Origin of the sequence: Streptomyces sp. ADMS (genome assembly GCF_033441795.1) — a bacterium.
Classification (GTDB): domain Bacteria; phylum Actinomycetota; class Actinomycetes; order Streptomycetales; family Streptomycetaceae; genus Streptomyces.
Window position 1 is genome coordinate 18,480 of sequence record NZ_JAVFVX010000001.1, and the last position, 12,603, is coordinate 31,082.

Sequence of the window (12,603 nt, forward strand, 5' to 3'; positions counted from 1 at the left end):
ACGTGCGGACGCAGCCTGCAGGGGGTCCAGGTGAGTGCTTCCCGGCGTAGTGGGACCACCGACGAGCTGGGGCCGGACGAGCCCGAGAGGGACGGCCCGGAAGGCTCGGACGGCGGTGATTTCGACCTGCTCGCAGCCCTTCTCGACGGCATGGACGCCGCCCTGTGCGCCTTCGACGCCGACGGCGTCGTCACGCACTGGAACCGGGAGGCCGAGCGGATTCTCGGGTGGACCGCTGCCGAGGCCGTCGGACGGCACGGGTTCGCCGGGTGGGCCGTGCGCAGCGCCGACGCCGAGGACATCGAGGGGCGGCTGCTGTCCGCGATGCACGCCCCGGGGCGCCAGGTGCACGAGTTCGCGCTGCTGACCAAGGACGGCGGGCGTGTGCTCGTGCGGACGCAGTCCGCCGCCGTGCGCGGGCCGGACGGCAAGCCCGCCGGGCTGTACTGCGCCTTCAGCGAGGTGCACGCGCAGATAGATCTTGAGCGGTCCATCGCGCTGAGCGAGGCCCTGTTCACGGACGCCAGCTGGGGTGTCGTGCTCGTCGACGTCGATCTGCGGCCCGCCGTGGTCAACGCGCACGCCGCTGACTCGCTCGGCACCGGACGCACCGCCGTGCTCGGGCGCCCCCTCGGTGAGCTGCTCGCGCAGGGTGTCGAGGAGTTGGAGAGCGCGCTGACGCACGTACTCGCCGAGGGTGCGCCGCCCGCGCCCGCCGAGATGTGGGTGAGCGTCCGGACGCCCGAAGGCGAGAAGCGGCGCTGCTGGCGGAGCGGGTTCCTGCGGCTGGCCTCGCCGCTCACCGAAGAGCCGGTTCCGCTGGGTGTGGGCTGGCTGTTCCAGGACATCACCGAGGCCAAGCAGACCGAGCAGGACGCGGCTCAGCTGCGGTTCCGCGCCAACCAGCTGCACCGCGCTGCGCGGGCCGCCGGCGAGTGCGAGGACCCCGCCGAGGCCGCGACCACGCATCTGGACTTCGCTCTCGCGGGCTTCGCCGACCACGCGCTCGTCGACCGGATCGCCGTCATCGGCGGTACGGCGGCCGACGGTTCGGCGGACGACGGCCACGGGCGGGTACGGCTGGTCCGTGCCGCCGCCACGCCCTCCGGGGCGCCGGGGCCCAGTGTCCTCGCCGGCCAGGCCGGACTGCCGGTGCGCTACGGCGACGGGCACCCCGCCGTGCAGTGCGTGGAGCGGTCCGGGTCGGTACGGGCGAGCGCCGGGTCGTACGCGGCCGAGCAGGCCCGTGCGTGGGCCGTACAGCGCCAGTGGCCGCCGGACGCGGTACACGCGCTGTGCGCGGTGCTGCGCAGCCGGGGGCGCACCCTGGGCGTCGTAACGTTTCTGCGGGGCGCCGGGCGGAGCCGGTTCGAGCGCGCGGACGCGATGTACGCGGAGGACGTCGCCGCACGGATCGCGGCGGCCCTGGACCTGGCAGCGCTCGGCAAGGGCAATTAGGTCCAGTACGCCGGTGGGGCCTCAGCACGCCAGTAGGGCCCGGTACGGACGTAACGCCCTGCTCAGCGCTCGTAGAAGATCCGGTCGCCGTACTGCTTCAGGATGCGGGCGTTCCAGTCGTGGCCGCCGTCCACGTTGCCGGAGCGCAGCAGCGGCGGCTCGATGCCCCGTTCCGCCAGGATGCCCGCCGCCGTCGCCATGACCGACTGGAGCACGGCCGACGTGACGACCGTGGACGCGGGGGCGAAGGGCGCCGGGACGGTGTCGAGGGTGAGTACCGCGTCGCCGGGGGCGATCTTCGAGTCCAGTACGACGTCGCAGTGGTCCTTGAGGAACGTGCCGGAGGCGTTCCGGGGCGTCGTCTCCGTCGCGTACGCCACCGAGGTCACCCCGATGACCTGCACGCCGAGGGCACGCGCGTGCAGCGCCATTTCCACCGGGAGGGCGTTGCGGCCGGAGAGGGAGATGATCACGAGTACGTCCCCTGCGCACAGCGGTGACGTGTCCAGGACGGCCGTGGCCAGACCGTCGACCCGCTCCAGGGCGGAGCCCAGGGTGGCCGGCATGACGTCGACTCCGACGACGCCGGGGACGGCCAGCAGGTTCATCAGGGCCAGGCCGCCCGCGCGGTAGACGATGTCCTGCGCGGCGAGCGAGGAGTGCCCGGCGCCGAAGGCGAACAGGCGCCCCCCGGCCGTCACTGTGTCGGCGATGAGCGTGCCGGCGGCCGTCACGGCCTCGGCCTCCTCGTCGCGCACCCGCTGCAACAGCCCGATCGCGGCGTCGAGGAACTGCCCGGCCAGTTGTCCGGCCGGTTGTCCGGTCGGCTTGCTGTCGCTCAGTTCCGGCATGTCCGGGGCCCCTAGGAGGTTCGAAGCGTCTGCGTCGCCGATCACGGTGAGGTCTGGACCAGTGCCCTGTCAACACGGCCGTCGGCCGATATCGCGGCGCTCCCCGTACCCTCGGTGAAACGCACTGTCCACCCGGCCACGAGGATCCGTAACCGTGTGGTTTCAACGCGGCGGCACGGTTGTCAGTGGTATGCGTCAGAATTGAAGCCAGGGCCAGCGCACGCGCCGGAGCCGTCGAGCCTCCGGCACATCTCATCAAGGGGCACGAATGTCCGGACTGATCGATACGACGGAGATGTATCTCCGCACCATCCTCGAGCTGGAGGAGGAAGGTGTGGTCCCCATGCGCGCCCGGATCGCCGAGCGGCTGGACCAGAGCGGCCCGACGGTCAGTCAGACCGTGGCCCGGATGGAGCGCGACGGTCTGGTGGCGGTGGCCACCGACCGGCATCTGGAACTCACCGACGAGGGCCGCCGCCTCGCCACCCGCGTCATGCGCAAGCACCGCCTCGCGGAGTGCCTGCTCGTCGATGTGATCGGCCTGGAGTGGGAGCAGGTCCACGCGGAGGCGTGTCGCTGGGAGCACGTGATGAGCGAGGCCGTCGAGCGCCGGGTCCTCGAACTCCTGCGCCACCCCACCGAGTCGCCCTACGGCAACCCGATCCCGGGCCTGGAGGAGCTGGGCGAGAAGGACAGCGCGGACCCGTTCCTGGACGAGGGCATGGTCTCGCTGGCCGACCTCGACCCGGGCACGGACGGCAAGACGGTCGTCGTGCGGCGGATCGGCGAGCCCATCCAGACGGACGCGCAGCTGATGTATACGCTGCGCCGCGCGGGGGTGCAGCCGGGTTCGGTGGTGAGCGTGACGGAGGCGGCCGGCGGGGTGCTGGTCGGCAGCGGCGGCGAGGCGGCCGAACTGGAGGCGGACGTGGCCTCGCACGTGTTCGTGGCGAAGCGCTGACCCGGGGCTCCGTCGCACAGCCGGAGCTGCGGCAGTCGGAGGCACACAGGCGAAGCCGTGCCTGCCTCTGAACCCGCAGGTGCCGGACCCACGTCGCCGAACCAGCGCCGTCAACTCCTGTGCCCGAGGAGGCACTTGTTGTGTCCCGGGTCCGTGCCGTTCCGGGGCGCCAATCCAAGATTCAGTGTGCGGAATCGCAGCGCTCGGCCGCCTCGCGTGCCACGCTGTCGCGAGAGGCATATGACTTGAGGGCTCTTGGCCGGGCGCGGCAGCGGTGCCGCCCGGCGGGGGAGGGGGAGCGTGAGAATGTGCCGCAGACGTGAAGAGGGCCCCGGCGCCAAGTGGCGCCGGGGCCTGTCCTCCCCTGTGCTGACCCGGAGCCCCGAGCTCCCAGGGTCATCCCCTTCGGACCGTTTTCCCCGAGCGGTCCGCCTCCCGCAGAAGGTCTCCCCCCGGCCGCGCGGATCATTCCCTGAGCGTGGTCACTCGAACGAGGGGTGTTGTGGCCGAAAACCGCATTTTCGAATAGCCATTCGATAATCTGTGAGTGACGGCGGGCGGGGGGTGCACGCTGTACGAACCAGTGATCCATTGCTCGATCCATGGCTCTGCTGAGGAAACATCGATAGCTAGGGGGGTGCCAGGACCTGTGGCGCGGCGTATCGGCGTGACCGGAGCAGGCGGCGTACGCCTGGCCGCCTGGGAGTTCGCCGACCCTCCCAAGACCGGAGAGGACCAGGCCCGGCCCATGGAGCCGGACCGGGCACCCGGCGTGCTGTTACTGCACGGGCTCATGGGCCGTGCCTCGCACTGGGCGTCCGCCGCCCGCTGGCTCGGCGAGCGGCACCGAGCCGTCGCACTCGACCAGCGGGGCCACGGCCAGAGCGACCGTCCGCCCGGCGACATCTACACCCGCGAGGCATACGTCGAGGACGCCGAGGCGGCGATCGAGCAGCTCGACCTCGGCCCGGTCGTCCTCATCGGCCACGCCATGGGCGCCCTGACCGCCTGGCAGCTCGCCGCGAAACGCCCCGACCTGGTGCGCGGCCTGATCATCTGCGACATGCGGGCCTCGGCGCTCGGAGCGGCCTCCCAGCGTGAGTGGGAGGACTGGTTCAAGGCCTGGCCCGTCCCCTTCGCCACCCTGGCCGACGTACGCAAGTGGTTCGGCGAGGACGACCCTTGGGTGGAGCGCCCCAGCCCGACGCGCGGCGAGTTCTACGCCGAGGTCATGCAGGAGTCCCCCGACGGCTGGCGCCCCGTCTTCGAGCCGGAGCAGATGCTCAAGTCCCGCGAGACCTGGGTGTTCGACGCGCACTGGGAGGAGCTGACGCAGGTCCAGTGCCCCGCCCTCGTCGTGCGTGGCCTGGACGGTGAACTGGGCCGGGCGGAGGCGCAGGAGATGGTCCGCGTCCTGCCGAGGGGCGAGTACGCGGAGGTGGCCGACGCCGGCCACCTCGTGCACTACGACCAGCCGGACGCCTGGCGCACGGCGATCGAACCGTTCCTGGACGGCGTACTGACGCGTTGACGCCACCCTGGCGTCGAGGGGGCCCGGCCCGGCGAGCACACCGGGCCCGCGCTCACCGCCCTGGCTCCGGCTCAGTACGTCGGTGAGTGGGCCGAACACCGGTGCCAGTGCGTCGAGTTCGGCGAGGCGTCGGCGCAGCTTCACCTGCGCGGCCGTGTTGCGCCGCTCGGCGGCCACCAGCGCCGCGAGCGCCGGCTCCCAGGTCGTGCCCCACGCCGCCTCCTGCATTGCGGCGAGCCGTGCCGCTCCTGGTCCCTCCTCCGCACGCTCGCGCGCCTCCCGCACCAGCGTGCCGAACGTCTCCCGGGCGCGGGCGAGCCCGGGGTCCAGGCCGGCCGGCAGCCGGTCCAGGGCCACCCCGGGCACCTCCGCCACCCGCGCGCACAACTCCTCGACGTCCAGCGGTGGTCGCGTCAGGGCGTCCGTGCCGAACTCCCGGAGGTCGCTCGCGAGGGACTGCGCCGCGTTCGCCGTCCGGCCGCCCCCGGTGAGCGCCCCGAGCAGCGCCGCCCGTGAGATGGTGGGCGACCGCGCCCGCCGCGTCCCGCGCGTGGATGTGCAGGTAACTGGCCCAAGACCTCCCACCGGTCGACTCCCTCGCGGGGCCCGCGTGTGCGGGGCACCGCACGCATTCGGCGGTGCAGTGCGTCGGCCTCGGCCAGGGACTCGCCGGCCCGGTCGGTCTGCGACAGGACGTGCAGCCGCTGGACCTCGTACAGGAGCGTCGACCAGGTGCCCAGGCCGGCCCGCCGCGCGTGTTCGGCGCCCTGTCCGGCGAGGGCGAGCGCCTCCGTGAGGCGTCCGGTGCGTACACAGAGGTCGACCAGGCCGCTGGTCGCGGTGGCGGCGGCGGAGTGGTCGCCCCGTTCGAGCGCCGAGGCCAGGGCGGCCCGAGCGGCGCGGACGCGACGGGCCCGAGGACTCCGCGCCGATCCACGTGCCCACGTCCCTGACGATCTCCCGTACGTCCGGGGCCGCGTGCCGGCGCAGATGTCCGGGCAGGTCGAGGAAGGCCTCGTCCGGGGGCCGGCCGGGTCCAGGCGGACCTCGTGCCGGGCGAGGACCTCGCCGTCCGGCGCCACCAGAACCCACCGCCAGCGGTCGGGCCCGGCGAAGTCCTCGACGTGCAACGTCAGTTCGGCCACAGCCCCGTCCGGCATCGGGGTCAGACCCCGAACTGTCCGCGCAGGCCCCTGATGACGGCGAGCGTCTGCTCCACCCCGGGGCGTGCGGGGTGGCGCTCCGGGAGCTCCCGAAGTCCGCGCGTGTACATGTCCTCCGCCGCGGCCATGTGTTCCCGGCGGCCGGTCTGGACGAGCCCGAGGAGCGCGCCGCCGAGGTTGACGAGGCGCAACGGGTGCATGGGATGGTCGTCCGGGGTGTCGCGCAGTGCGGCGCGGGCGTGTCTGGCGGCCTCGTTCAGGATGGCGCCGTCGTTGAGGGTGCGCCCTTTGCGGAGCAGGGAGTCGGCGAGGTTGGACTCCTGCGCGACACGCTCCTCGCCCTGTGCGTCGACGCCGACCGGCATGATGTCCAGGCAGCCGCGGTACAGGGCGATTGCCTCGTCGATGGACTCCTGGTCCCTGGTGCTGTCGTAGACCTCCTGGAGGGCGGTGGCCAGGGAGGACATGTGCCGGGGGAGTACCGGGTCGCCGGGCAGGGACTTGTCGACGGCCTGGCGCCCGTAGTCGACGGCCTTGATCAGGTCGGCGGCGGAGCGGTCTCGCTCCCAGCTCAGCCGGTGCAGCATGCACAGCGCGGAGAGGGTGGCGGCGTGGCGGACGTCGTCGGTGGGGTAGACGGCCACGCCCAGCTCGGCGGCCTGGAGCGCGGCGCGCAGCAGCTTCGGGTCGCCGTTACGGCTGTACGCCAGCCGCAGGTCGTCGGAGACGGCGAGCGGGTCAAGGTTCTCGTACTCCGCGGAAGTCTGGGCCGTGTCATCGCTCTTGGGCTTGGATCTGCCGAACCATCTGGGCATGCGCACGCTCCCCCCCACATAGCTTCCGTCACCCCCTCTGTCCCCGCGTTCGACGGCCCATATCCCTTGTGCCGTAGGCAAGTTCGACTATTTCGCGGGTTCGGACGCCGGGGGTTCAGCCCCTGCTGACCGCCGCCAGAATCTCCGGCAGGCGCCTGGCCGTGCGCGGGGCGGCGAGCCGCAGTCCGAGCAGCGACAGCAAGGTGCCGTACGCGGCGCCGGCGGGCAGCAGCAGCCAGGTCCAACGGTCGCCGCCCGAGGTGACGTTCAGCCAGATGGTGAGGGCTATGAAGGGGGCGCACAGCAGGGTCGCCCCGATCATGCCGCCGAAGATGGCGACCGTGGCGAGTCCGGACTGCCCGGGGGCGACGTTCTTGTAGCCCTCCTGCGGTATGGAGTACGGGAACCGGGCCGACGACCACGCCCCGGCCGCCAGCATGGCGCCGAGCAGCGCGAGGGACAGTCCGAGCGCCTCCGGCAGTGCGGTCCAGTCGTCGAGCAGTGCGGTGGTGAGAACGACCACGAGGGTGGCGTACGGCAGGCTGATCAGCAGCAACGCCAATGCCCGGGCGCGGAGTTCGACGTACGCGTCCCGGGTGGACGAGATCGTCATCGCGACCATCCAGAAGGCGGAGGTGTCCTGGCCGAACTGGTTGTACATCTGGATGCCGAGCATCCCGGCCGCGAAGCAGGCGAAGTAGATCGTGCCGGTGCCCTGCAGCGCGTTGAACACCGGCACGATCAGCCCGATCGCGAGCGAAGTCACCCACGCGGCCTTGGTCTTGGGGTCGCGCCACGCATAGCGCAGACTCCGCTCCATGACGGTCCCGGTACGCCCGCCCGGCAGCAGCCGCTCCAGTCCGGTGGAGGTCCGCTCCCGTGCACCGGAGGGCTCGGCGGCCTGGAGCGTGGACCCGTCGGGAGAGGTCATCAGCCGGGTCAGAGTCCCCGACCAGGACCTCAGCAGCAGCACCAACGCACCCGTGCTGAGCGCGAGTTGGGCGGCAGCGATTCCGTACGACCCCTGACTCGCCGAGTCCACGGCCCCGACGGCCGAGGCGGGCGGCACCCACGCCAGCACCTCGGCGACCGGGTCGAGTTTGCCGAGACCCGCCGAACCGAGCTGCTGTGCACCGAAGTTGACGAGCTGCGCCCCGACCGCGATGACCAGTCCGCTGAGTACGGCGAGATCGCGCCCCTTGCGGCTGCTGAGCAGCCGGATGTTGGCGGCGGCGACGGCCCGCGCGAGCGCCACGCAGACGAGCAGCGCGAGCGGGACGGCGACGAGCGACACGACGACCGCCGCCCCGCCGCGCGCCAGGGCGATCGCCGATCCGACGAGCAGGGACAGCGTGAACAGCGGCCCCATGCCGACGAGCGAGGCCGCGAGCAGCGCCCGGACCAGCGGCCGGGGACGCAGCGGGAGCATCACCAGCCGGGTCGGGTCGAGGGTCTCGTCCCCGCTGGGAAAGAACAGCGGCATGACGGCCCAGCCCAGGGCCATGACCGAGAGGAGGAGGACGGTGACGGACGCGGCGTGTGCGTTGTCGCGCAGCGCGATCAGGCCGAGGAACTGGATCGCGGCGATCAACAGCACGACGACGACAGAGGAGATGTAGGCGGCCCGCCGCCCCGCGGACTGCCGCAGCCCGTTGCGCAGCAGCGACAGCTTCAGCCGTACGACGACTGCGGTGATCGACCCTTCCGAACCTGCCGGGCTCACCGGGCGCCGCCGCCCAGCCAGTCGAGGTGGGACCCGTGGTCGCGCCCGCCCGCGCCGACGAGTTCGAGGAACGCCTGCTGGAGCGAGGGCGCGTCCCCCCGCACCTCGGCCAGCGAACCGTGCGCCCGGATACGTCCCGCCGCCATCACCGCGACCCAGTCGCACAGCGACTCGACCAGCTCCATGACATGGGAGGAGAAGACGACGGTGGCGCCGGAGGCCGTGTAGCGCTCCAGCACACCCCGGATGATCTGTGCCGACACCGGGTCCACGCCCTCGAACGGCTCGTCGAGGAACAGGACTTCGGGATTGTGGAGAAGAGCGGCCGCGAGGCCGATCTTCTTGCGCATGCCGGTCGAGTAGTCGACGACGAGCTTGTGCCGTGCGCCGGCCAGGTCGAGGACGTCGAGAAGCTGGGCGGCCCTCTTGTCGACCTCGGCGCCGGGCAGCCCGCGCAACCGTCCCGAGTAGGCGAGGAGTTCACGCCCGGACAGCCGTTCGAAGAGCCGAAGCCCTTCGGGCAGCACCCCGATCCGTGCCTTGACCTCGACCGGGTCGCGCCACACGTCGTGCCCGACGACCTCCACGGTGCCCTGGTCGGGCCGCAGCAGCCCGGTCACCATGGAGAGTGTGGTGGTCTTCCCGGCCCCGTTCGGCCCGACGAGCCCGACGAACTTCCCCGCGGGCAACTCCAGATCGATCCCGGCAACAGCAACCTGCTGCCCGAACCGCTTCCACAGACCCTGTACACGCACGGCAGCACCTTCAACCATGCGAGCACCATAAGGTTTCCAGGGGGCGCGGAAGGTTTTTCAGGGGCGCGGGGAAGTACGCGACCAGTCACGACGCACCCGCACCCGCCGCACAGCCGAAACCAGGCACCCCAGGAAGCGAGTTACCGATCCCGCCCGCAGGCGTAGGCGAGCGGTGAGATCAGCTCCTCCGCATCCGGCAGCCACCGATTCGCGGGCGTAGGCCGGCAGGCCCACTGCACAGCCCCCCGGGACCCGTACCGGGTGGGCGGCGCAGCCACATACGCCCCCTCGGCCAGCACGACAAGATCAAGAGAGGCCGGCGACCACCCCAACCTGCGCACAAGGTCGGGCACCTTCACCGACGCCCCCGGCAGCACGAAGAACCGCATCCGCCGATCCGGCGTCAACGTCACCGGCCCGAGCGTCAGTTCCATCCGCTCCATCCGCGCCAGCGCGAGAAACCCGGCCGTCTCGGGCACGTCGATCGCATCGAACGTGAGCCCGGTCGGCAGCAGGATCGACGCCGTCGGCTGCTCGGTCCACATTCGACGCGCGACGGTCGCACTGCCCGTGGCCTGCGTCATCCAGTCGGGACGCGACGGGTGTGCGCCGGGCAGGGCGCACGCGGCGTCGCCGCAGGAGCAGCGCTGCACCCCGTCGACTGCTTCCAGCCACGTACCGGGAAACACGTCCCAGTGGCGCTCTTCGGCGTAACGGACGGCGGTTTCCAAGAGGGATTCGCCGCGTTGCTTGGGGATTTGGGCAGCATCAGGGCCCGCGATGGTCTCTTCCACGATGAGCACAACTCTAGTGGGAATCACGAGTTACGCCTGTCACATGCGCGGGGGAGGAGCATCGATTCCGCATCTGGGGCGCATGGATGCATGTGTGGGGGCGCGCAGGAGGATCCGGGACGGGGCTGGGTAGGCAGGGGGAGGGCCGGGCATCCGTCTTTACCCCGGCAATCCTCACATGCCTCGCATTTTCGGCAGGCCGACGGGGCATTGATCTTCAAGGCCGGATCTTTTCGCCGTACGCGGACGAGCACCCGAACAGGTACGCGGACGAGTGCGGGAGGGATTCGGGCACGGAAGACACGTCAACTCGGTGCGTGGGCACGGCACCGCAGCCTCAGGGGGTACGGCATGGCCGCAAGGCCTCTCGTCGCACGGCAGCCGAACGAACGGCTGCAGGCGCTCATCCAGGAAGCGGGCTGCTCGAACGCCGGGCTGGCCCGCCGGGTCAACATGTGCGGTGCCGAGCACGGCCACGATCTGCGCTACGACAAGACGTCGGTGGCCCGTTGGCTGCGCGGACAGCAGCCGCGGGGGAGGGCGCCCGCGATCATCGCCGAGGCCCTCGGCCGCAAACTGGGCCGCACGGTCACGATCGACGAGATCGGCATGGCCAACGGCAAGAACCTCGCCTCGGGCGTCGGGCTCCAGTTCTCCCCGACCGTCCTCGGTGCCATCGAGCAGGTGTGTGAGCTGTGGCGCAGTGACGTGGGCCGGCGGGACTTCCTCTCCGGTTCGTCCGTCGCCGCGTCCGCGCTCGTGGAGCCCAGCCGCGACTGGCTGATCTCGTCCCCCGACTCCCAGGTGGCGCGCCAGGCGGGGCCCCGCGTGGGGCCGTCGGACGTGGCGGCGGTGCGCGCGATGACGCAGGCACTGACGGACCTCGACCACCAGTACGGCAGCGGGCATGTGCGCCCGGTCGTCGTGCACTACCTCAACAGCGTCGTCTCCGGGCTGCTGGCGGGCTCGTACCGGGAGGCCGTGGGGCGCGATCTCTTCGCCGCCGTCGCACGGCTGACCGAACTCGCCGGGTACATGGCCGTCGACACGGGCCAGCCCGGTCTCGCCCAGCGCTACTACATCCAGGCGCTCCGGCTCGCCCAGGCGGCCGGGGACCGGGGGTACGGAGGCTACGTACTCGCCGCGTCCATGAGCCATCTCGCCGCGCAGCTCGGAAACCCGCGTGAGATCGCGCAGTTGGCGCGCGCGGCGCAGGAGGGGGCGCGTGGCAGGGTCACTCCGCGGGCGGAGGCGATGTTCTACGCGGCCGAGGCCCGGGGGCACGCGCTGATGGGCGACGCGCGGTCCGCCCAGCTGGCCTCCGGGCGCGCCGTCAACGCGCTGGACGCGGCCGATCCGGAGTCCGGGGACGACCCGGTGTGGATCGCTCACTTCGACGGGGCGTACCTGGCCGACGAGCTGGCGCACTGCCACCGGGACCTCGGGCAGGCCGAGGCGGCGGCGCGGTGCGCGGAGGAGTCCCTGGCCGGGCACCCCGAGACACGGGCGCGGCGCCGGGCCATCGGACTGGTGCTGCTGGCGACGGCCCAGGTCCAGCAGCGCGAGGTGGAGGAGGCCTGCCACACGGGTCTGCGCGCGGTGGAACTCCTGGGCACCCTGCGCTCCAACCGGGGCGCCGAGTACCTGGACGACCTCCACCTGCGCCTGGAGCCGTACCGCGACGAACCGGTGGTCAGGGAGTTCGGGGCGCGGCTGGACCTGCGGGCGGCGGCGTGACAGGAGACACAGCGGAAGGCTGAGGGGCTGGTGGGGGAGTGGTCTGGTCCTGTGCTGCGTGGAATGGGATTCCGGGGACCCGGTAGCGTTAACCGACGATTCCGAAGGTCCCCCATCAGTAGGAGTCCCGGTGACGCAGAGTGGACAGGGCGAGGAGCCCTCGCCGCGCGTGGCGCGCGAAGGCATCGTGCTGCCCTCCGACGGTGGTGAACCGCTGCTGCCGGGTATGACGGGGAGAAGCGGCGGCCAGCCCGCTCCCGCCCCTGCGCCGCCCCCGGCCCCGACCGGCGGTCAGGCCTGGGGACAGTCGTGGGGTCCGGACACGAACCAGCCCCGGACCCACCCGCAGGCCCAGCCCCCGGCAGCCGAGGGCTGGTCCACGCCGGACGACGCCCAGCAACACCAACAGTGGGGCGCCCAGGGCCAGTTCCAGCCCCAGCCGCAGTACCAGCCCGAGCAGCAGGCGCCGTCGGCACAGGCACCGGCGTGGAACAACGACCCGAGGGGCGCCGACAGCTGGCCCCAACAGCCCGGCTACGGCGCCCAGCAGGCCCCGGGCGCTCCCCTGCCCGTACCGCATGCCGAGTCCGCGCCGCCGCCGCCCGTGGCCGGCGGCACCCCCATGCCGCAGCACCAGCAGCAGCCCTACGGCCAACCCCAGCACCCCGGCGCGTACGGGCAGTACGGCGCCCCTTCCGCCCCGCTGCCCCCCGAGGGCGGTGCGGCCGTCCCGTACGCCGCCGCGCCCGGTGCTCCGCTGCCGCACGCCGACGAGGGTGCGACGCAGTACATTCCGCCTGTTGCGGGTGCCTCCG

10 protein-coding genes and 1 pseudogene are annotated in these 12,603 nt (G+C 72.1%); 5 read left to right on the top strand and 6 right to left on the bottom strand.

Annotated features, from left to right (window positions below; all coding sequences use genetic code 11):
- Window positions 1-30 precede the first annotated feature (30 nt).
- On the top strand, window positions 31-1,458 hold the full coding sequence (locus RB628_RS00090; RefSeq protein ID WP_318318126.1) for a PAS domain-containing protein: 1,428 nt from the start codon (window positions 31-33) through the stop codon (window positions 1,456-1,458).
- Window positions 1,459-1,520: 62 nt separating this feature from the next.
- On the opposite strand, the gene RB628_RS00095 is transcribed toward RB628_RS00090, so the two are convergent.
- Window positions 1,521-2,300, bottom strand: a complete 780-nt coding sequence (locus tag RB628_RS00095) for an SIS domain-containing protein (protein WP_412180568.1) — start codon at window positions 2,298-2,300, stop codon at window positions 1,521-1,523.
- A 277-nt stretch (window positions 2,301-2,577) separates the two neighbouring features.
- On the opposite strand from RB628_RS00095, the gene RB628_RS00100 reads away from it, so the two are divergent.
- A complete protein-coding gene (locus tag RB628_RS00100) occupies window positions 2,578-3,270 on the top strand; it encodes a metal-dependent transcriptional regulator (RefSeq protein WP_318318128.1) in 693 nt (230 codons plus the stop codon).
- Between the two features lie 649 nt (window positions 3,271-3,919).
- Entirely contained in the window at window positions 3,920-4,801 is an 882-nt protein-coding gene (locus RB628_RS00105; RefSeq protein WP_318318129.1) for an alpha/beta hydrolase, read from the top strand.
- 413 nt (window positions 4,802-5,214) lie between these two features.
- Here RB628_RS00105 and RB628_RS00110 read toward each other — a convergent pair whose 3' ends face one another.
- The 5 genes from RB628_RS00110 to RB628_RS00130 form a co-directional block, all read right to left on the bottom strand.
- The gene (locus RB628_RS00110) at window positions 5,215-5,961 is read right to left on the bottom strand and encodes a hypothetical protein (protein ID WP_318318130.1); all 747 of its coding nucleotides are present in this window, start codon (window positions 5,959-5,961) and stop codon (window positions 5,215-5,217) included.
- Window positions 5,962-5,966: 5 nt separating this feature from the next.
- Window positions 5,967-6,779, bottom strand: a complete 813-nt coding sequence (locus tag RB628_RS00115; protein WP_318318131.1) for a hypothetical protein — start codon at window positions 6,777-6,779, stop codon at window positions 5,967-5,969.
- 115 nt (window positions 6,780-6,894) lie between these two features.
- Window positions 6,895-8,502: a transporter gene (locus tag RB628_RS00120; RefSeq protein WP_318318132.1), complete on the bottom strand. Its 1,608-nt coding sequence runs from the start codon at window positions 8,500-8,502 to the stop codon at window positions 6,895-6,897.
- A complete protein-coding gene (locus tag RB628_RS00125) occupies window positions 8,499-9,275 on the bottom strand; it encodes an ABC transporter ATP-binding protein (RefSeq protein WP_318318133.1) in 777 nt (258 codons plus the stop codon). Before RB628_RS00125 ends, RB628_RS00120 begins: the two co-directional genes overlap by 4 nt.
- 122 nt (window positions 9,276-9,397) lie before the next feature.
- On the bottom strand, window positions 9,398-10,060 hold the full coding sequence (locus tag RB628_RS00130; protein ID WP_318318134.1) for a bifunctional DNA primase/polymerase: 663 nt from the start codon (window positions 10,058-10,060) through the stop codon (window positions 9,398-9,400).
- 342 nt (window positions 10,061-10,402) lie between these two features.
- Between RB628_RS00130 and RB628_RS00135 the strand changes: the two genes are divergently transcribed.
- Window positions 10,403-11,788: a transcriptional regulator gene (locus RB628_RS00135; protein ID WP_318318135.1), complete on the top strand. Its 1,386-nt coding sequence runs from the start codon at window positions 10,403-10,405 to the stop codon at window positions 11,786-11,788.
- Between the two features lie 130 nt (window positions 11,789-11,918).
- A pseudogene (locus tag RB628_RS00140) lies at window positions 11,919-12,603 on the top strand (hypothetical protein); the annotation flags it as partial.